This window comes from Amycolatopsis sp. Hca4, from assembly GCF_013364075.1.
Taxonomy (GTDB): Bacteria; Actinomycetota; Actinomycetes; order Mycobacteriales; family Pseudonocardiaceae; genus Amycolatopsis.
This window is the reverse complement of sequence record NZ_CP054925.1, coordinates 10,826,540-10,846,289: the sequence shown is the minus strand read 5'-3', so window position 1 is coordinate 10,846,289 and position 19,750 is coordinate 10,826,540. Positions and strand designations below refer to the sequence as shown.

General features: G+C 73.0%; 15 protein-coding genes. 4 read left to right on the top strand and 11 right to left on the bottom strand.

Annotation, left to right across the window (positions count from 1 at the left end; genetic code table 11):
• Positions 1-2: 2 nt before the first annotated feature.
• Entirely contained in the window at positions 3-1,199 is a 1,197-nt protein-coding gene (locus tag HUT10_RS49230) for a 4-hydroxybenzoate 3-monooxygenase (RefSeq protein ID WP_176177505.1), read from the top strand.
• A gap of 57 nt (positions 1,200-1,256) precedes the next feature.
• Entirely contained in the window at positions 1,257-3,242 is a 1,986-nt protein-coding gene (locus tag HUT10_RS49225) for a UvrD-helicase domain-containing protein (RefSeq protein WP_176177504.1), read from the top strand.
• Here HUT10_RS49225 and HUT10_RS49220 read toward each other — a convergent pair.
• Entirely contained in the window at positions 3,223-5,574 is a 2,352-nt protein-coding gene (locus tag HUT10_RS49220; RefSeq protein WP_176177503.1) for an alpha-L-fucosidase, read from the bottom strand. The two genes, HUT10_RS49225 and HUT10_RS49220, sit on opposite strands and share 20 nt — an antisense overlap.
• Positions 5,575-5,810: 236 nt before the next feature.
• Between HUT10_RS49220 and HUT10_RS49215 the strand changes: the two genes are divergently transcribed.
• Complete coding sequence (locus HUT10_RS49215) at positions 5,811-6,077, top strand: hypothetical protein (RefSeq protein WP_176177502.1); 267 nt, start codon at positions 5,811-5,813, stop codon at positions 6,075-6,077.
• 360 nt (positions 6,078-6,437) lie between these two features.
• Positions 6,438-7,658, top strand: a complete 1,221-nt coding sequence (locus HUT10_RS49210; protein WP_176177501.1) for an SGNH/GDSL hydrolase family protein — start codon at positions 6,438-6,440, stop codon at positions 7,656-7,658.
• Here HUT10_RS49210 and HUT10_RS49205 read toward each other — a convergent pair.
• The 10 genes from HUT10_RS49205 to HUT10_RS49160 all read right to left on the bottom strand — a co-directional run bounded on the left by HUT10_RS49205 (position 7,616) and on the right by HUT10_RS49160 (position 19,698).
• Positions 7,616-8,923 carry an MFS transporter gene (locus tag HUT10_RS49205; RefSeq protein ID WP_176177500.1) on the bottom strand — a complete coding sequence of 436 codons (1,308 nt, stop codon included), beginning with the start codon at positions 8,921-8,923 and terminating at the stop codon, positions 7,616-7,618. The two genes, HUT10_RS49210 and HUT10_RS49205, sit on opposite strands and share 43 nt — an antisense overlap.
• Positions 8,920-9,462, bottom strand: a complete 543-nt coding sequence (locus HUT10_RS49200) for a GNAT family N-acetyltransferase (RefSeq protein WP_176177499.1) — start codon at positions 9,460-9,462, stop codon at positions 8,920-8,922. The genes HUT10_RS49205 and HUT10_RS49200 overlap by 4 nt, the downstream gene beginning before the upstream one ends.
• Before the next feature lie 83 nt (positions 9,463-9,545).
• A complete protein-coding gene (locus tag HUT10_RS49195) occupies positions 9,546-12,365 on the bottom strand; it encodes an RHS repeat-associated core domain-containing protein (RefSeq protein WP_254897536.1) in 2,820 nt (939 codons plus the stop codon).
• The gene (locus HUT10_RS49190; protein ID WP_254897398.1) at positions 12,299-14,599 is read right to left on the bottom strand and encodes a DUF6531 domain-containing protein; all 2,301 of its coding nucleotides are present in this window, start codon (positions 14,597-14,599) and stop codon (positions 12,299-12,301) included. The genes HUT10_RS49195 and HUT10_RS49190 overlap by 67 nt, the downstream gene beginning before the upstream one ends.
• Positions 14,593-15,138, bottom strand: coding sequence for a YbaB/EbfC family nucleoid-associated protein (locus HUT10_RS49185; protein WP_176177497.1), 546 nt, complete (start codon positions 15,136-15,138; stop codon positions 14,593-14,595). The genes HUT10_RS49190 and HUT10_RS49185 overlap by 7 nt, the downstream gene beginning before the upstream one ends.
• Positions 15,135-15,479 carry a type VII secretion target gene (locus HUT10_RS49180; protein ID WP_176177496.1) on the bottom strand — a complete coding sequence of 115 codons (345 nt, stop codon included), beginning with the start codon at positions 15,477-15,479 and terminating at the stop codon, positions 15,135-15,137. Before HUT10_RS49180 ends, HUT10_RS49185 begins: the two co-directional genes overlap by 4 nt.
• A gap of 5 nt (positions 15,480-15,484) precedes the next feature.
• On the bottom strand, positions 15,485-17,458 hold the full coding sequence (locus tag HUT10_RS49175) for a hypothetical protein (RefSeq protein WP_176177495.1): 1,974 nt from the start codon (positions 17,456-17,458) through the stop codon (positions 15,485-15,487).
• An 8-nt stretch (positions 17,459-17,466) separates the two neighbouring features.
• Positions 17,467-17,937, bottom strand: coding sequence for a hypothetical protein (locus tag HUT10_RS49170; protein WP_176177494.1), 471 nt, complete (start codon positions 17,935-17,937; stop codon positions 17,467-17,469).
• Positions 17,938-17,956: 19 nt separating this feature from the next.
• Complete coding sequence (locus tag HUT10_RS49165; protein WP_176177493.1) at positions 17,957-18,799, bottom strand: ESX secretion-associated protein EspG; 843 nt, start codon at positions 18,797-18,799, stop codon at positions 17,957-17,959.
• A gap of 227 nt (positions 18,800-19,026) precedes the next feature.
• Positions 19,027-19,698, bottom strand: coding sequence for a flavin reductase family protein (locus HUT10_RS49160; RefSeq protein ID WP_176177492.1), 672 nt, complete (start codon positions 19,696-19,698; stop codon positions 19,027-19,029).
• Positions 19,699-19,750 lie beyond the last annotated feature (52 nt).

The window sequence follows — 19,750 nt, the reverse complement described above, 5'->3', positions numbered from 1 at the left end:
CCATGGTGGCGAGGCGCACGGCGGTGGCCGTGGTGGGGGCGGGCCCGGCCGGGCTCACGGTGGCGAACCTGCTGCGGCGCGCGGGAATCCCTTGCGTGCTGCTGGAGGCGCAGAGCCGGGCGTTCATCGAACAGCGGCCGCGGGCCGGGTTCATCGAGGAGTGGGCCGTCCGCGGGCTCGAACGGCGGGGGCTCGGCGCCCGGCTCGTCGCGAAGGCGCCGCGGCACGGGAAGTTCGAGTTCCGGTTCGGCGGGCAGCGGCACGTCTTCCGCTACGCCGACGTCACCGGCCAGCGGCATTTCGTGTACCCGCAACAGCTTCTGGTGACCGACCTGGTCGCGCAGTACGCCGAGGCCGGCGGTGAGGCGGTCTTCGAGGTGTCCGACGTCGAGCTGCACGACCTGACGTCGGGCTCCCCCGCCGTCACGTTCCGGGCCGGCGGCACCGAGCACTACGTCGACTGCGACTTCGTCGCCGGCTGCGACGGCGCCCGCGGGGTCTGCCAGGGGTACCTGCCGGCGGAATCGACGGTGAAAGCCCACCACGACTACGGAATCGGCTGGCTGGCCCTGCTCGCGGAGGCGCCGCCGTCCGCCGACGGCGTGCTGTTCGGCATCCACCCGCGCGGGTTCGCCGCGCACATGGCGCGGACGCCGACGGTGACGCGGTTCTACCTGCAGACCGCACCGGGCGAGACCGAGGCGGACTGGCCGGACGAGCGCGTGTGGGCGGAGCTGCACGCGCGGCTCACCGTGCCCGGCGGCGCCATCACCGAAGGGAAGCTGGTCGAGAAGCGCATCCTCGACATGCACAACTACGTCGTCGAGCCGATGTCGCACGGCCGGCTGCACCTGGCGGGCGAGTCCGCGCACCTGGTCGCCCCGATCGCGGCCAAGGGCATGAACCTCGCCCTGCACGACGCGTTCCTGCTCGCCGAGGCGTTCCAGGCGCACTACGCGGGCGACCCGGCGCCGCTGGCCGGTTACTCCGCGGCCTGCCTGCCGCTGGTCTGGCAGTACCAGGAGTTCTCGCTGTGGCTGTCGGACATCTTCCACCACACCGCGGCCGCGGGCGAGAACCCGTTCGCGGCGCGCATCGCCGAGGCCCGGATGCGCCGATTGCTCGGTTCGCCCGCGGCCGCGGCGGCGTTCGCGGAGCTCTACGTCGGCAAGAACGCCGACTTCTCCAGGCGCGGCTGACGCTGTCAAGAAGAACAAGACTGCACTTTCCGCGCCGTCGCGGGCACGCTCTCCGGCATGCACGAACTCAGCGCCGAACAGGAGCACCTGAACGTCCTCTACACGCGCCTCGACGCCCTCCGGGCGGAGGCGGCCGCCGCGCTCGCCCGCGGCCACGCGCCCGGCGTGTGGCGGGCCGAGGTGGCGCGGCTGGCGGCCGCCGAGGACGGCCTGTGCTTCGGCCGGCTGGACCTGACCGGCGGCCGTCGCGTCCACATCGGACGGCTCGGGCTGTTCACCGGCGACGACGAACCGCTGCTCGTGGACTGGCGCGCACCCGCCGCCCGGCCGTTCTACACCGCGACCGCCGCCGACCCGGGCGAAGTCGTCCGCCGACGGCGGATCACCACCCGCGGCCGGACGGTCGTGGCCCTCGACGACGAACTGCTCGATCCCGACGCGCCGGCCGACGGGCTGGTCGGCGAGGCCGCCCTGCTCGCCGCGGTGACGGCCGAGCGCACCGGGCGGATGCGGGACATCGTCACGACGCTGCAGGCCGAGCAGGACCGAATCGTCCGCGACGACGCCAGGGGCGTGCTGGTGGTGCAGGGCGGGCCCGGCACCGGCAAGACGGCCGTCGCCCTGCACCGGGTCGCCTATCTGCTCTACACCCACGAACACCTGCGCACCCGCGGGGTGCTCGTCCTCGGCCCGAGCCGGGTCTTCCTCGACTACATCGGCCAGGTGCTGCCCGGTCTCGGCGAGCACCGGGTGGTCACGGCGACCGTGCCCGACCTCGTTCCCGGCGTCGCCGTCACCCGGGTGGACACCGCCGCGGAAGCCGCCCGCAAGGGCCGGGCCGACATGGCGGCCCGGCTGGCCGAACGCGTCCGCGCCGCGGTCCGGGTCCCCGAAGAGGCCGTGACCGTCGAGTTCGAACAGCAGGTGCTGCGGCTGGATCCGGCGGCGCTCCGCCGGGCCGTGCAGACGGCAAGGGAGACCGGGCTGCCGCACAACCCGGCCCGTCACGTGTTCCACCGGGAGGTGGTCGCCGCGCTGGCCGGGGAGCTGGCCGCCCGGGCGGAGGCGCTGGTGTTCACCGAGACCGGCGAGGCGCTCGACGGCGGCAGTGCGGACGGCCGCCTCGGCGAGGCGGAACTGCGGGCGCTGGCCGCCGCGGGGGTGGTGCTCGGCCCGGAGGACGACGACGGCCCGCGCACGCTGCTGGACGAGGTGGACCGGGAAGCGTTGCGGACGGCCCTGCTCGCCGACCCCGGCGTCCGGGACGTGCTCGACGGGCTGTGGCCGGCGCTGACCCCGGCGGAGGTGGTCGAGGGGCCGTGGAGCGCCGCGGACGTCCCGTTGCTGGACGAGGCCGCCGCATTGCTCGGCGGAAGTGTGCCGGTGTTCGGGCACGTCGTGGTCGACGAGGCCCAGGAACTGTCCGAAATGGACTGGCGGGTGCTGCTGCGCCGCTGCCCGTCCCGGTCGATGACCGTCGTCGGGGACCTGGCCCAGACCGGGACCGCGGCCGGGGCCACGTCGTGGGACCGGGTGCCGCGGCCGCACCGGCTGGCGCAGCTGACCGTCGGCTACCGCACCCCGCGGGAGGTCATGGCGGCCGCGGCGGAAGTGCTGGCCGTCCACCACCCGGCGTTGCGGCCGCCGACCTCGGTGCGGGCGAGCGGGGAACCGCCGTGGCGGCAGGCCACCGACGACGTCCCCGGTGTGCTCGCCGGGCTCGCCGGCGAGCACACCACGGGGAAGCTGGCGATCATCGCGCCGGAGGCGGACGGGCCGGCGGCCGCACTCGGGCTGCGGCGGCCGCCGGACCCGGCCGACGACGTGGTGGTGCTGACCCCGGCCGAAGCCAAGGGGCTGGAGTTCGACGCGGTGGTGATCGCCGACCCCGCCGCCGTCCTCGCGGCCGGCCCGCACGGACCCAACGACCTCTACGTGGCCATGACGCGGGCCACCCGGTCGCTCGGTGTCGTCCATTCCGGGCCGGTGCCGCGGGAACTGCGCTCGCTGGCGGAACGGCCGGTCAGCTCCAGGCGATCTTGAACACCCACGTGTAGCGGCCCGCCTGCCGGGTGGCGGCCGGGACGTCGATCACCAGCGCGCCGTTTTCCACGCTCCAGTGCAGGTTCCCGCGGTACCCGAGCAGCGTCACCCGGTCACCGCGGCGGATCGGGACCGGCGCGTCGACCACCAGGCGGCTGCCCGGCGCGGTCAGCGAGTGCACGTAGAAGGCTTCGTTCTGCTTGACCGTGAAGCGCAGGTCGCCGAGCTGCGCCAGCCGGGACCAGTACGTCGTGCCGTAGATGGCCTCGCCGTTGACCTTCAGCCACGCGCCCGCGTCCCGCAGGTGCTTCTGCATGACGTCCGGGATCGTGCCGTCGAAGTCCGGGCCGATGTCGAGCAGGAAGTTGCCGTTCTTCGACACGATGTCGACGAGCGTGCGGACGACCTCCTCCGCCGTCATGTACCGGTCGTCGGGGGTCGCGCGGTTGTAGCCGTAGGAGAACGGGTCGAGGCCGCGGCTGGCCTCCCACTTCGCCACCACGGTGTTCGGGTAGGTCGTGTACTCCGGGGTGGTGAAGTCGTGGTCGGGGATGCCGCCGCGGTCGTTGTAGGTGACGTCCTTGGGGCGCTTGCGGTTCTTCGCGCGGTTGAAGTACTCGGAGATCACGTTCCGCGTGTCGTTGACGCCGCCGATGTCGAACCACAGGACGTCGGGGTCGAATTCCGAGATCAGCTCCAGGACCTGGGGCGCCTGGTAGTCGCGGACGAAGTCCTTCCCCGCGGTGTAGCCGGTGTAGGGCAGCGGCGCGCCGGTGTAGGGGTTGCGCGGCGCGTGCCCCATCCACGGGTTGTCCGGGTTGAACCACTCCGGCAGGGAGAAGTACAGGCCGTTGCGCAGTTGCGGGGTGTACTTCCGCGACGCCGCGAACAGCTCGGCGATGATGTTCCGCTTCGGGCCGAGCTTGACCGAGTTGCGGTCACTGACCTTGGTGTCCCACAACGCGAAGCCGTCGTGGTGCTTGGACGTCAGCACGTAGTACTCGGCACCGGCGTCCGAAATGAGGTTCAGCCAGCTGCGCGGGTCGAACTTCGCCGCGGTGAAGAGCGGGATGAAGTCGTCGTAGGCGAAGTTCTCGCCGTACTTCTGCCGGTGGTAGGCGTAGGTGGCGCCGTTCGGGTCCTGCTGGTTCTGCCAGTACCACTCCGCGTACTGCTGCCCCACCGGCGCCCACGCGGGCACGGCGTAGACACCCCAGTGGATGAAGATGCCGAACTTGCTGTCGTCGAACCAGTAGGGCGCGCGGTGCGCCGAGAGTGACCCGTCGGCCGGCCGGAAGTCCGGGACCCCGAGGGTGACCGGGATCTGCCGGGTGGCGAGGGTGCCGCGGCCGGCGCTGACGCGGAGCTGGCCGTTCGTCGTGGTGCCGGGCGGCACGGACGCGTTCGGGGCGAGCCCGAGCCGGACCGTCGCCTGCTCCCCCGGCGCCAGCGCACGGATGGTCGCGGGCACGGTCGTCCGGCCGCCGGGCACGTCGAGGGTGACGCTCACCCGGTCGCCCGCGCCGAGCCACACGGTGCCGGCGTTGACGATGGTCGCTTCGGCGGCCTGCGGACCGCCGTCGGTCAGCAGGTTCGCCGTCGACCGGCCGTCGAGGACCAGCGCCGAGCGGCCCACCGCGACCGGCTGGAGGGTGAGGGCGAAGACGTGCAGGCTGGAGACGTTCGGCGCCGGGTTCGCCGTCGTGGGCAGGGTCAGCGCGACGGCTTCGCGGGCCGGGTCCAGCCAGACCTGGCCGGTGGCCAGGGAAACCGGGTTTTGGTCGACGACACCGCCGGGTGCGTAGCGGAACGGCGAGACGAGCGCGCCGCTGCCGGTGTACCAGTCGGGGCCGGAGAGGGACCCGGTGCTCGTGCTGCCGTCGGCGTAGTGCACGGTCGCCGGGCCGCCCGCCGCGCCGTAGCTGGCCGCGACGAGGAAGTACGCGGCGAAGTAGCGGCCCTTCGGCAGGTCGATCCGCTGGCCGGTGGCGGCGATGTTGTTCTTCGCCCCGGCGGCCGCGGACCCGAGCTCGAACGGGACACCGCCGGCGGTGACGGTCTGCCCGGCGGGGATGTGCTCGGCCGGGAAGGTGTAGCCCGAGCCGTCGAAGTCGCCGCCGGTGGCCGACGCGCTGTCGATGCCGTCGTTGGTGAACCAGGCGCCGAGGGCGACCGGCACGGGCGGCGGGGGCGGGACGATCGGGGTGCCGGCGCGGTCGGCTTCGGCGTCGGCGGGGACGGCGGCACCGGCGGGTGCGCGGCCGGCCGCGCTGAGCGCGACCGCACCGCCCAGGGCGATGCCGAGGGCTTGACGGCGGGGGAAGGTCGACACTGAACCTCCAGGGATCGGATGACTACGGCGGATTTTCGGCAGAGTTCAGCCCCAGAAGACTCATGTGCCGCTGGCGGAAGTGATTCATCCGATGACTGAGCCTGCTTGGCGGCCTCCGCCGTGTCAAGAGGCCAACCGGACCGATCGAAGTGAACCGCGCTCGTGTTCGCCGCGTATCACTGGGTGACGAGCTGCAGCACTCGCGCCGAGAACAGCCGCACCGAAAGGCCAGACCGATGTCCACCCACCCGAACGCGCTGAGCCGCCGCGCGATCGCCATGCTCAAGGCGGTCGCCGCAGGCCGTGCCGAGCTCCGCTGCAGCTGCGAACCCGACCTCCGCGTCGACGGCTTGTCCTGCTGCGACCAGAACACCGCCCACGACCTCGCCCACGCCGGCCTGGTCAGAGCCACCCGGCTCGTCGCACCCGGCCAGTGGGCACCCGCCGAACTCACCGAAGCGGGCCACCGCGCCCTGGCGGGACCTCCCGCCGCCGCAGCTTGAGCCTCCCGCTCGACGCCGTGAAGGCCACCTCGCGTCCGCCGAGGTGGCCTTCACGGCGTCCGGCCGGGCGAGAAACCTCCGAAGCGGGCTGAACCACCCCGCACCGGCGGCCGTGCTCTGGGTGAGGGCGTCTCGCACACGCCCTCCGGGGTCACCACGACGCAACGATCCGGGCCAGCCTCCGCCCGATCGGGACCGGGTACCCCGGCGAGCGGCCGTCGCGGCAACGGCCACCTCGCGCGGGCCCGTCCGGCATCCCCAGAATCCCGGACGGGCCCGCCCCAGCTGTCGCGGATCTTGTCCGGTTGCCTCACCTGATCAGCGGTCGCCGCCCGCGGGCCCGGGGGCGACGGTGGAGAGATGCGACGTTTCCCGGCCGTGGGCGCGGCCGTCCTGGCGGGCCTCGGACTCCTCACCGCGTCCGGGAGCGCGAACCCCGAGAGCGCGGTCCCGGTCCTCGCGCAGCACGCGGTCGGCGGCTGGGTCGGCACCTGGGCCGCGGCGCCCGCGTCCGCCGTCCCGAACACGCCGGACGGCTACCCGGGCTACTCGATCCGCAACGTCGTGCACACCAGTGCCGGCGGCGGGCGCGCCCGCGTCCACCTGTCGAACGCCTTCGGTGCCGCTCCCCTGACCTTCGGGCACGTCACCGTGGCGGTCCAGGCCACCGGGCCGGACGCCGTGCCGGGCACCCTGCGCTCGCTGACCTTCGGCGGCGCCCCGAGCGTCGTCGTGCCCGCCGGGGCCGAGGCGCTGAGCGATCCGGTGAACCTGCGGGTGCCCGCCGACACCAACCTGCTCGTGACGACGTACGTGCCGGTGAAGTCCGGGCCGGTGACCTACCACCCGGCCGCGGCGCAGACGTCGTACTTCACCCGCGCCGGCGACTTCGCCGCCAGCGAGTCCGGCACCCCGTACACCGAGCAGACATCCGTGTGGCACTACGTTTCCGGTGTCGACGTCCAGGGCGGTGCCGAGGCTTCGATCGTGACGCTCGGCGACTCGATCACCGACGGCGTCGGCTCGGTCTCCGGCGCCAACCACCGCTGGCCGGACTACCTCGCCGACCGCCTGCACGGCCGCTACGGCGTGCTCAACGCGGGCATCAGCGCGAACCGGCTGCTGCTCGACGTGCCCGGCTCCGGCGCCGGCCAGAACGCGCTTTCCCGCTTCGACCGCGACGTGCTCAGCGTCGGCGGCGTGCGGACGATCATCGTGCTGGAGGGCATCAACGACATCCAGCAGGACCCCCACCAGACCGACCCGGCCGCGATCACCTCGGCGTACCGCCAGCTGGTCGCGCAGGCGCACGCGCGCGGCATCCGCGTCCTCGGCGGCACGCTCACGCCGTTCAAGGGCTGGCGCGTGTACGACGACACCCTCGAAGCGACCCGCCAGGCGGTGAACAGCTTCATCCGCACCGGCGGGGTCTTCGACGGGGTCGCCGACTTCGACGCGGCCGTGCGCGATCCGGCCGACCCGCTCCGGATGCTCCCGGCCTACGACTCCGGCGACCACCTCCACCCCGGCGACGCCGGCTACGAGCGGATGGCCGCCGCCGTCCGGCTCGACCGGCTCTGATCCCGCGGGATGAACAGGACCGCGACCAGGCTCAGCACCGCCACGGCCACCAGGTACAGCGACACCGAAAGCGAAGTGCCCGTGGCGGTCTGCAGCGCCGTCGCGATCAACGGCGCGAACCCGCCGCCCAGCACCGCGCCGACGGCGTAGGAGAACGAAGCCCCGCTGTAGCGGTAGCGCGGCTCGAACAGCTCCGCGAACAACGCCGACTGCGGCCCGTAGGTGGCGCCGAGGCCGATGTTGAGCACGATCACCGCCACGATCAGCCAGGCCGTCGCTTTGGTGTCGACGAGCAGGAAGAACGGGATCGGCCAGACCACCAGGAGCACGGAACCGGCCAGGTACACGGGTTTTCGCCCCACGCGGTCCGACCACGCGGCCGTGACGAGGATGCTCACCAGCCACGTCACGCTGCCGATGATCACCACGACCAGCAGCGTGGTGCGGTTGATCTTCAGCACGGAAGTGCCGTAGGACAACAGGTACGCGAGGAAGATGTAGCCGATCGCAGTGTTGGCGATGAAGCTGCCGGACGCCACCAGCAGCGCTCGCGGCCGCTCGCGCAGCACCTCGACCATCGGACGGCTGCTGCGTTCCTCGGCCTCCCGCAGCCGCGAGAACACCGGGCTCTCCTCGATCCGCAGCCGGATCACCAGGCCGACGCCGACGAGCACGATGCTCGCCAGGAACGGCACCCGCCACCCCCACGCGGCGAACTGCGCGTCGGTGAGCGTGCGGCCGAGGACGAAGAACATCAGCTGCGCCAGGATCAACCCGGCCGGGACGCCGATCTGCGAGAAGGCGCCGTACCGGCCGCGACGGCCCTCGGGCGCGTGCTCGACCGCCATCAGCGCAGCGCCACCCCATTCGCCGCCGGCGCTCAGCCCCTGCAGCAGCCGCAGGACCAGCAGCAGGATCGGCGCCCAGACGCCGATCGCGGAGTACGTCGGCAGCAATCCGACGCCGACGGTGGCGAAACCCATCAGCAGCAGCGAAAGCACGAGCATCGCCTTGCGGCCGACGCGGTCGCCGAAGTGGCCCCAGAGGATCCCGCCGACCGGGCGGGCCAGGAACCCGACGCCGAGCGTCGCGAACGCCGCGAGCGTCCCGGAAGCGGGCGACAGCGAAGTGAAGAACAGCTTGCCGAACACCAGGGCCGTCGCCGTGCTGTAGATGAAGTAGTCGTACCACTCGATGGTGGTCCCCACCGCGCTCGCCACGGCGACCCGCCGCAAGGGCCGGGCCGCGACCGCGCGGCCGCTCACGAGCCGGCTAGTGCGGCTGCGGGGACCAGGTCGTCCACGAGCAGGTCCATCAGCAGCCCGTCGTGCCAGCTGCCGTCCGGACCGCGCTCGTAGGACCGCATCGTGCCGACCGGCCGGAACCCGAGCGAGGAGTAGAGCCGGATCGCCACCTCGTTGCCCGCCGCGGGGTCGATCACCAGCCGATGGTGCCCGCGCACCGTGAACAGGTGCTCGGCCAGCGTGCGGATGGCGTCCGAGCCGAGGCCGCGGCCCTGGAAGTCCGGGTGCACCGCGATGTCGATCCCGGCGTGGCGGTACTGCGGATCGGCCTCCTCGAAGGCCAGTTCGATGCCGATAACGGTGTCGTCGTGCTCGATGGCGTAGGTCGTGGTGCCTTCGTCGGGGTCCAGCAGGTAGGACACCTGGGCGGCCACCGGCTCCTCGGCGTCGGCCCACCAGCGGGCGACCTCGGGGTGCGACAGGATCTCCTCGAACCGGGCGGCGTCCGGGGCGGCGGCTGGCCGCAGCCGGACACGGCTTCCGGTGATCAGGCCGGTCATCGGCCCAGTGTCGCCCGCACGGGCGCCCGCTGTCGAGACCCCGAAAGGACTGCTCAGGGGTCTCGACGCGAGCACACGGGTGGTCAGTCGAGGTTCATCGGGCTGCCCGGCTTGATCGGCGGCAGCTGCGGCGGGTCGAAGTCACCCCGTTCCAGCCGTGCCCAGTCCTCCGGTGTGGGGTCCGGGTAGTACCGCTGCCAGGCGTCGTCGCCGGGCCAGTTGCCGGTGCGGGCCGCGTTGCGGGCTTCGTGCAGCTCGAAGGCGTCGGCGTCGCTCAGCGGGCGGGTCGTCACGTGCCCGGTGTTCCCCACCGTCGCGCCCCCGTCCGGCACGGCCGCGCCCGGCCGCGGGTTGTACCGCATCCCCTCGCCGCCGGCGTGGACGTCGTCCACCATCCGGTGGTAGGAGTCGTCGGCCATGTCCATCCGGTTGCGGATCACCGGATCGGCGTGGTTGCCCTGGAAGCCCGGCTGGTGCGCGTACCCGAGCTGGTTGAGCTGGACCGCGGTGTTGGGGTCGTTGTTCTCGATCGCGGCCCGCTGGTCACGCCGGTAGGTCGGCGCGTTCCAGCCCGAATCGTGCGTGGCGTGGCTGGTGCCGGTGCCCGGGTGGTTGCGGTGGGCCCCGTGTTCCTCGTAGTAAGCCCACGCGTTGTTCTCGAGGTCCCGGCCCTCCTTGCGGGGCACCTTGCCGGGGGCGCCGTTGTCGTTCAGCACGTCGAAGCCCGCGGTGTGCTCGGACTGGTGGGTCTTGTTGCCGTCGATCTTGGAGCCGAACTTGTCTTCGAGCCGCTTGCGCTCGAAGTCCTTGTCGCCGTAGCTGCCTTCCGGGTACTTGTGCGCCCGGCGCTTGCCCTTGTTCGGTGCCCCGTTCGGCTTGCTGTACGGGTGGAAGTGGTTCGGCTTCTTGCCGCCACCCCCGCCGCCGCCCGAGCCCGACGCGGCGCACGGGGTCACCTTGCCCAGGCCGAGCGGGTCGATCGACGCCGTCGGGTTGCCGACGTAGGCCAGCGAGTCCGGGTCCGGGGCCAGCCCGAGCGGGTCGTGCGAGACGAACCGCCCGGTTTCCGGGTCGTAGTAGCGGTGCAGGTTGTAGTGCAGCCCGGTCTCCGCGTCGTGGTACTGGCCGGGGAACCGCAGCGGCGTGCCCGCGTGGCCGCCCGCGGAAACCAGCGCGCCCCACAGCGCCGTGTGCTGGTGCCCGGCGAGTGCGCCGGTTTCGTCCAGCAGTTCCGCCGGCGAGCCGACGAGGTCGGTCAGCACGGCGTGGAACCGGTCGGTGCCGTCGCCGAGCACGCGTTCGGTCTGCGCGAGCGGGCGCTCGGCGTCCGGCGCCCAGTCCCAGACGGTGGCCACGAGCGGCCCGCCGGGAACGCCGTGGACCTGTTCGGCGAGCAGGGTGCCGTCCCAGGAGAACTCGACCTGCTCGGCGACGGCGCCGGTGGCGTCCAGCCGCTGCTTGGCGATCCGGCGGCCCACCGCGTCGTACCGGTACTGCCAGACCACGCCCTCGGGCGTGCGGACGGCGGTGAGCCGGTTTTCCGCGCTCCAGTGGTACTCCCAGCGCCGGCCACCCCGCTCCCGCGACACGACGCGGCCTTCGGCGTCGTGGGTGTAGCGGGTCGCGCCGGCCGCGGTGAGCAGCGTCCCGCGGTAACTGCGCGGGCCGCTCGCCTCCGGCGCGCCCGGCCAGTCGGCCGTGGTGATCGCGCCCGCCGGGTCGTAGCCGTAGCTCTCCTGCCAGCGGGCGCCGCGGACGGCCACCACCCGGCCGGCCGGGCCGACCTCGAGGCTGCGGGGCCCGGAGATCAGGTCGGTGACCGTGGCCAGGTACCCGTCGGGCAGGTAGCCGTATTCGCGGCGCTGCACCGTGGCCTCGCCGCGCCGCACGGTCTGCACCGCGAGCTGGCCGGCCGGGGTCCAGGCCTGGTGGAGCTCGGCGGCCACGCCGTAGCGGGTCACCAGCCGGCGCGCGGTTTCGTGGCCGGCGGCGTCGTAGCCGAACTGCAGCGTGCGCCCGCCGGTGGCCAGCGACGTGGCGCGGCCGCGGGTGTCGTAGGCGAACACCGCTTCCGCGCCGGTCGGGGTGCGCCGGTGGGTCCGGCGGCCGAGCGCGTCGTAGGCCGACAGCACGGCCCGGCCGTTCACCGACTCGCTGACCACCCGGCCCAGCGCGTCGTAGGCGAACCGGAGCTCGCTGTGCGCGTTGCGGGCCAGGACGACGCGGTCGGCCGCGTCGTAGGCGAATTCGGCGACCTCGTCGCCGCTGCGGCGCCGGACCACCCGGCCGAGGGCGTCCCGCTCCAGCGCGATCGTCTGCCCCGCGCCGTTGCCGCGCAGGATCAGCCGGCCCGCGGCGTCGTAGGCGTAGTGCAGGGACCGGCCGTTGTAGTCGACCTCGCGGACGAGCCGGCCCGCCGGGTCGTACTCGTAGCGCCAGACCAGCCCGGCCTCGTTGGTGACCGACGTCAGCCGCAGCTCGGTGTCGTAGCCGTAGCGCAGGACGCCGCCGTCCGGGCGCTGCTCGCTGACCGGCAGGTCGAACTGGGCGTAGGAGATCCGGCTGACGCCGCCGCGCGGGTCGGTCCGCTCGTCGGTGTGGCCCACCGCCGTCGAACCGAAGCGGTGCACGGCGCCGTCCGGGTCCACCTGCTCGACCAGGTCGCCTGCCGCGTTGTGGACGGTCCGCGTCGTCGCGCCGGTGGGATCGGTGACGCTCGCGAGCCGGCCGAGGGAGTCGTAGGAGTAGCGGGTCACCGCCCCGTCCGGCTCGGTGATCGCGACCGGCGGCCCGGCCGCGTTCGCCTCGAACCGGGTGACGCCGCCGAGGGCGTCGGTCACCGTGGCCATCGTGCCGGTGACCTCGTCGTAGGTGTAGCTCGTCGCGGCCCCGGTCGGGTCGATGTCGCGGACCAGGCGGCCGCGCTCGTCGTGCTCGTAGCGCCAGACGGCGCCGTCGGCCCGGTGACCGAGGCGGGGCGGCCGCCCGCGTCGTACTCGGTGACCATCCGGGTGCCGTCGGCGCGGACCACGGTGGTCACGTTGCCCGCCGCGTCGCGTTCCCAGCGGGTGACGTGCCCGAGCTCGTCGGTGCGCGCGATCTCCCGGCCGAAGCGGTCCAGCTCGGTGCTGGTGGTGCCGCCGAGCGGGTCGGTCCGGCCGATCACCCGCAGCCGCTCGTCGAGGCGGTAGCGGGTGACGGCGCCGAGCGAGTCGGTGACCGTGGTCAGCCCGGGCTCGTAGGACAGCGAGGCGTCGAGGTAGCCCTCGGCGCCGCGGGCCTGCACGCACCGGCCTTCGGAGTCGTAGGAGTAGCCGTACCAGCGGCCGTTGACGTCCTCCCAGCGGACGATCCGGCCGTCGGCGTCGTAGGTGAACCGTTGCGGGGTCCCGGCCGCGTCGGTGACCTCGACCAGCCGCCGTCGCTCGTCGTAGCGGTATTCGGCCAGCGGCACGGGTTCCCCCGCCACGCGCACGGCCGTGATCAGCCCGTCGGCCGAGTCGAGCTCGAGGTGGTAGCCGCCGGAGTGCTCGATCGCCACCGGCACGCCGTCGCGGTGCCGGACGACGACCCGGTTGCCCGCGCCGTCGACGAGCGCGCGCAGCGGCAGGGTGGTCTCCCCCGGCTTGGCGGCGAAGTAGCGCATCCGGTCGTGCTGCGGGGCACCGACGACGAAGCCGTGGCGCACCCGGCGCAGTGCCAGGTACGGGCCGTGCTCGGGCAGCACCGGCTCGATGCCGCGGGGCACCGGGTAGCGCAGGATCGTGCCGTCGGACAGGGCGAGGTGCAGGCCGTCCGGCTCCACCTCGATCCGTTCGTCCACTGTGGACGTCCACGTGGGACCGAAGCTGCGGCCCGCGCGGTAGCTCGACAGGTGCGTCCGGCCGAACTCCAGCGGCAGCGCGCCGGGCAGCTCGACGTCCGTCTGCTCCAGCAGCACGGCGCCGGTGGCGACGTCGATCGGGTCGCCGCACAGGGACCGGTCCGCGGCCGGGGTCGTGTGCTCGTCCGGCTTCGGGTTGTTGTCCTTGATCTTCGGCGGGGTGTCCGGCCCCTTGCCGGCACCGGACGGCGTGGTGCCGCCGTCGGGGCCCTTCGACGCCGGGGGCGGTGTCGGGTCCGGGGACTTCGGGGTCTCGTCCGGTCCCTTCGAGGTGGGCGGCGGGTCCGTCTTCGGCGGCGTGTCCGGGCCGCCCTTGGCCCCGGAGGGCGTCGTGCCGCCATCGCCGTGCGCGCCCGACGGGGTCGTGTTGCCGTCGCCGCCCTTCGGCGGCGGATCGGTCTTCGGCGGCGGTGCGTCCGGGCCGCCCTTGCCCTTCGGACCACCGATGTCCTTGGGGCCGCTCCTGATGTCGGCGTGCTTCGGCGGCGGCGCGGTCTTGCCCGGCTTGATGTTCTTCAACGCCTTCGCCGCGTCCGCGAACAGGTCCCCGGCCCGTTTCAACAGCGGGATCAGTGCCTTCAACGCCGTGACCAGCCGCTTCACCAGATCGGCGATCTTCGACGCGGTCTTGGCGACCGCGTTGATCACCTGCGGCACCACCCAGGTCATCCCGATGCCCAGGGTGAACACCACCTGCAGCGCCCAGCTGATCAGGTGCCCGACCAGCTCCGCGATGATGTCCCGCACCAGCGCCCGCACCGCCGCGACGACCTCGCCGGCCGTCTTGACCCCGCTGGACGCGCCCTCGCAGCCCTTCTGCGCGGTCTCCAGCAACGTCACGGTGTCCTGGGCGCGCTGGCGGTAGGTGTCCGCGGCGGCACCGGTCCAGGAGGCGGTGTCGGCCTTGACCATCCCGGTCAGGTCCTCGCCGACGCTGCCCAGCTCGGTCGCGATGTTCTTCCAGGTCTCGGACTGGGCGGCGATCTCGTCGGCGTTGCCGGTCAGCCCGTTCAACGCCTCCTTCAACGGGCCGACGTGCTCGATCAGCCAGCCGACCCCGGCGGCGAGGATCGCCCCGAAGGGGTCCATCGCCATCGACAGCGCGTCCAGCGCCGTGCCGACCGCTCCCATCGCGACCGACGCCCAGTCGCCGCTTTCGATGGCCGACTTCAGATCGTTCGCCGACTCCAGCAGCGAAATGCCCGAATACGCCTTGGTGGAATCCTTGGTCTCGGCGACCAACGGGTTCACCACGGATTGTTGTCCTCATCGTCGGAGTGGGTGCGCCGCCGCGGCGGCTGCGGGGTCCCGGGAGCGGGCGGGGTGGCCGCGCCACCCTGCGGGGCCGGCGGCACCGGCGCGGGCGGTGTGACGGGCGGCTGCTCGTCCGGCTCGTCCGGGTCGGGGAACCGCCCGCGCAGGTTGTCGAGCAGCAGGCTGCGGGTTTCGCGGTCCTCGTCGCCGAGCTTCTCGGCCATCACGCCGGCGACGCGTTCGGCGATGCCGGACTGCGCCCGGCGCATCGTCGTCAGGATCTGCCGCGAGAGCTCGTCGAGGGGGAACGACTTGACCTTGTTCGAGAACGTGAGGTCGGTGACGGTGCCGTCGGCGCCGACGGTCACGCTGACCGCGCCGTCGGAGCTGGTCGCGGTCAGCCGCAGCCGCTCGGTCTCCTCCTGCGCCGCCTGGTAGCGCTGGGCCTTCGCGGCGAACCCGGCCGCCCAGTCGTCCATCCGGCGGATCGCCTCGTCCGGGTCCTGCATCAGGCCGCCGATGCCGTTGGGACCGGTCATGACCGCACCTTCACTTCCGCCGACCTCGGCGCCGAGGCGAGCTGACGCTCGAACGGCTGCGCGTTGCCCTCTTCGCCTTCCCGGTAGGCCTTCGCGGCCGCCGTGACGTTGTCCGCCAGGCCGCGCACCCCTTCGCCGGACGCCGTCAGCGCGTCCTTCGCCTGCTCGTTGGTGGGCCGGATGATCGGCGGGAGGAACGCGCAGAGCAGCCCGTAGGCGTGGTCCGACATCGCCGTGTCCGCCGCCGAGCTCGCCGTGTTGAGCCGGTCGACCAGGCTCTCGACGTGACTCGCGTGCGCGACCAGGTCGTCCGGTTCGACCTCGAAACCGGGAGCCGTCATGACCGTCACTTCCAATCCTGGTTCTTCCAGTCACCGATCACCGGCGGCGCGACCGCCTGCTCGCCCGCGAAGAAGTTCGGGTCGTCGCTTTCGAGGTAATCGGCCGACTTGTGTTCCTTGTCGTCTTCCTTCTTGCCGCCCTTGCCGGCGCCCATGGCGCCCATGCCGGGGGCACCCGCGGCACCGGCCGCGCCGCGGCCCGACATCGCGTTGCGCGCCGCCGCCGCTTCGGCTTCCGCGGCCGCACCGGAGGCGGCGCCGCCGCTGAGGTTGCCCGCACCGCGCAGGCCCGCACCACCGGCGCCGGAACCACCGGCGCCCGAGCCACCGGCTCCGGAGCCGCCGATCCCGCCGAGCGAGCCGCCGCCGGCGCCACCGCCGCCGGGGATGCCGCCGAGCCTGCTGGCGATGCTTTCGCCGTTGATCCCGCCGCCGCGGCCGATGGTCGGCAGCTTGCCCCCGGGGATGCCGCCGGGGCCGGTGCCGGTGCCGCCGCCGAGGGGCAGGCCGGTGATCGGGTCGATGCCGGACGGGGTGAAGCCGGGGATCGGGCTGCCGCCGCGGACGCTGCCGCCGCCCCCGCCGGAGACGTCCGGGATGTTCGGGATCGACGGCGGGGTGTAGCCGCTGCCGCCGCCGGAGCCACCGCCGGGAATGCCGGAGGGGCTGAAGCCGGACGTCGTCGTCGAGTCGCCCGAGTGCGGGAGCGAGGAGCCGGGGATGCCGGCGCCGGTGAAGTTGCCGCCGGTGATGCCGTCGGGGGTCTCGAAGTTCGGCGGGGTGAAGCCCGCGCCGCCGGCACCGCCTCCGCCGGGGATGCCGGCGCCCGAAAAGCCCGAGCCGCCGCCGGGAATGCCGGCGCCCGAGAAGCCGGAGCCACCGGAACTGCCGTCACCCGGGATGCCGGCACCGGAGAAGCCCGAGCCGCCGTTGCCCGAACCGCCTCCGGGGATGCCGGCGCCGCCCGCACCACCGGCCCCGGAGCCGTCCAGGCCCGCCGCGTTCACGTCGAGCGGGGTCCTCGGCGTCAGGCCGTCCATCGCGGTCCGTGCCGCCAGCGGCTCCGCACCGCCCGCTCCGGCGCCGCCCCTGGCGACGACGTTCTGCCGGGTCGCGGTCGCGGTGGGCAGCTTCGGCGGGGCCGGGAACCGCGGGGTCGCGACGGCAGCGCCGATGGTCTCGTCGTACTGGGTCAGGATCTGCGCGGCGTGCTCCCGCGCGGCCTGCTGCGCCCGGTAGGTCTGCATGGCCTCGCCCGCCGCGGCCGCGTACTGCACCGGGTCGGTCATCGTCATCAGGCGCTGGTTGGTCGACTGCAGGTCGAACTGCACCGGCGGGTTCGCGGCCATCTGCCGCTGGGTCTCGTTGAGCGCCTGGGAGTGGATTTCCTGCTGCCGTCCGGAGAGGGTGGCGCCCTGCGCGGTCGCGCCCAGCCACTTGCCGACGCCGGCGAGGTGTTCGCGGACGGCGTCACCGGCGCCACCCTGCCAGTTGCTGGTGCTCGCGTTGATCGCGTCGGCGAGGGTCTTCTGGTGGGTACCGAGGTCGTTGCCGACGCGGACCCACTCCTCCGAGGTTTCCGCGACGGTCGCCGGGTTGGCGTCCAGCGTGATGGCCTCGTTCATCTGCTCGTGGCTGGCGTTGTCCCACAGCGTGCGCGGCGCCCCGCCGGTCTCGCGCATGGTGAGACCCTCGTCGAGGCCGTGCTTGGCGTCGTCGAGGTGCTGCTGGTAGAGCTCCTGGATCTTCCGGTCGCGCAGCACCGGGTCGACGGCCGGGCCGAGCCAGCCGGCCCGGATCTCGTCGTCGATCTGCCGGGTGGCCATCTCGCGGATCTCGTCACCCGAGGGCGAGTTGTCCGTCTTCAACGGCCCGACGTAGTACTTCGACGACGAATCGGCGGTCACGTCGTAGAGCGGACTGCGCGGGTCGTAGTCCGGCGACGACGGGTCCGAGACGGACTCGGCGGTGGGTGCCACGGTCTCCCTCAGCTCTGGTCGGCGGCCGGGAGCGAGGTCAACGTCTTCTGCGTCGTCTCTTCCCGGGACTTGTAGTTCTTCTTGGCCAGCTTGATGGCTTCGATGTAGGTCGGGAACTCCTGCCGCGCGGCCTGCAGCTGGGTGACCAGGCCGTGGTCGTCGGCGGCGGTGCTCACCATGTGCGCGGAGACCCACTGCCCGGCGGCGGTCCGGCCCATCGCCGGCGCGTCGTGCAGCCGCTGCAGGTTCGCCCAGCGCTGCTCGAGCGACTCCAGCACGCCCTCCAGGGCTTCGATGAGCTGGTTGCCCGTGGTGTCGTCGATGGCGAAGCCGCCGGTCTGGGCGAGCCGCTTCAGCTGCGCCCCGGCGAGCCCGACCCGCAGGGCGGCCACCGCCTTGGTCTCGGGCGTGGTGGCGCTCTGCAGCTGCATGGTGGCCTGGATGGCCTGGGCCGCCGCGGCGGTCTCTTCCGTCGTCATCGTGACTGTTCCTCCCCGGTCAGTAGACGGCTGCGATCGCGTCCCGGATGGCCCGCGCCAGGTCGGCCCGCCCGGCGGGCACGTATTCCGCGGTCAGTTCGCCGCCCTCGCCGCTGCGGGTGTGCACCAGGTAGCGGCCGTCGGCGGTGTCGAGCCAGCTCAGCGGTTCACCGGAGAGCCGTTCCCCCCGCCGTCCCTGTGCGCTGACGGCGATGTGTCCCCCGCCGAGCCGGGGTTCGGCCAGCACCCGTTCGAGGACGGCGACATCGGACGGCTTCTCGGCCGGCGGCCGTCGTCCCGGCCGGACGACGGCTTTGACCTCGATCATCCCGAAGGCGTCGGTTTCTTCTTCGTCGAACTCGGCTTCCGCGATCCGCTTGGCGGCCATGGCGGAAACCTCCCGCCCGGCGGCCCGGTGCACGACGTGCCGCCCGGTGGTGGCGGCCGGAGCGGGCGGCAGCACGCCGGTGACGACCTCGACGAGCTCTTCGTCGGCGAACAGCGAGAACAGCAGCTCGTCGGAGTCCGGGGCCTGCGTGATCCCGAGCGCCTGCGCGCCGTCGCTGACCACGAGCACGGCGACATCGGCCCCGAGCCCGTCGATCCCGCTGACGGCGACGGAGATCCGCGGGTCGGCGAGCAGCTCGAACGCGGTCCGGACGCCGGGGTGCAACTCACCGGAAACGGACAACCGCCGCTCTTCGAGCGCGTCGTAGACCTGCCGCGCGATGTGCACGAACCGCACGGGGTCGGAAGGCAGGTTCCCGGCCCGGAGCGGGTACCGCCGGACATCGCCCCCGGTGGCCCGTCCGACGACGAGCGCTTCGAAGACCTCGAGGACGAACTCGAACCGCTCCGCCATTTCCCCTCGCCGGATCCTTTTCGTCAAACCTTCAAGCAAGTTCCTGAACTGAACATTAGCAGTGCGGCGCGAGTGGGCGTCGGCACCGCCACCCGGATGCCCGAAAGACCACGATCCCCTGGACCAGGCGGGCAAGGAGCGGTTGTCGCCCGAAGGAGTGACGATGGACGGATTCGGCCTGCGCGGCGCGGCGGCCGCGCAGGCCGGCCTCTCCGTCCGGACCTGCCCTAAACCGCAGGAACCCGCCGGGCCCGCTCGATATCGGGTCCCCGGTAAAGCCGCTCGGGAATCGAAGCCAACGTGGACGGGTGCACCTGGGCCCCCAGCCCGTAGAACTTCTGGAAACTCATGATGAGGGGCCGCCAGGCGTCCGGGTCGATGCGGTCCTCGGTGCCGGCCATCCGGACCGACTCGTGCACGAGCACCCGCTGCACGCGCACCTCGAACGCGACGACTCCCCCGTCGTCGCCCACCGGGTGCACGGCCTCGACGACCACCTCCATCGCCACCGGGCACTCCGCGACCCGGGGCGGCGCCACCGTCGAAGAAGCGACCGGGGTCAGCCCGGCGCGCCCGAACTTGTCCGCCACGTGGAAGTACCCCCGCGCGAGCTTGCCCGCCGGCACCGGATCCGAGCCGGTCGTCAACGCCAGCCGGTCGACCGCGGGGGCCATCGACTCCGACGGCAGGTTCAGCACCCCTTCCCGGGTCCGCAGCAGGTTCTGCGCGGTCCGGGACCGCACGCCCAGCCCGAGCACCGCCCGCCACCCGAGCCAGAACGCCGAGGACATCGGCGCCAGATTGGCCGAACCGTCTTCGTTGGTACTGGAAACCAGCACCACCGGCGTACCGAAATACAGGATTCCCGGCTCGATGGCCGTGTGCGCACCACTGTTCACCCGGTCGATCCTGCCGTCCACACGGGACGCCGGGCTGGCGGGAATCGGCCGT

Bases quoted from the DNA above. Each gene is read 5' to 3' on its own strand.
- HUT10_RS49225 (WP_176177504.1), top strand. From the start codon at position 1,257: ATGCACGAACTCAGCGCCGAACAGGAGCACCTGAACGTCCTCTACACG.
- HUT10_RS49230 (WP_176177505.1), top strand. From the start codon at position 3: ATGGTGGCGAGGCGCACGGCGGTGGCCGTGGTGGGGGCGGGCCCGGCC.
- HUT10_RS49180 (WP_176177496.1), bottom strand. From the start codon at position 15,479: ATGACGGCTCCCGGTTTCGAGGTCGAACCGGACGACCTGGTCGCGCAC.
- HUT10_RS49165 (WP_176177493.1), bottom strand. From the start codon at position 18,799: ATGGCGGAGCGGTTCGAGTTCGTCCTCGAGGTCTTCGAAGCGCTCGTC.
- HUT10_RS49170 (WP_176177494.1), bottom strand. From the start codon at position 17,937: ATGACGACGGAAGAGACCGCCGCGGCGGCCCAGGCCATCCAGGCCACC.
- HUT10_RS49200 (WP_176177499.1), bottom strand. From the start codon at position 9,462: ATGACCGGCCTGATCACCGGAAGCCGTGTCCGGCTGCGGCCAGCCGCC.
- HUT10_RS49210 (WP_176177501.1), top strand. From the start codon at position 6,438: ATGCGACGTTTCCCGGCCGTGGGCGCGGCCGTCCTGGCGGGCCTCGGA.
- HUT10_RS49215 (WP_176177502.1), top strand. From the start codon at position 5,811: ATGTCCACCCACCCGAACGCGCTGAGCCGCCGCGCGATCGCCATGCTC.
- HUT10_RS49185 (WP_176177497.1), bottom strand. From the start codon at position 15,138: ATGACCGGTCCCAACGGCATCGGCGGCCTGATGCAGGACCCGGACGAG.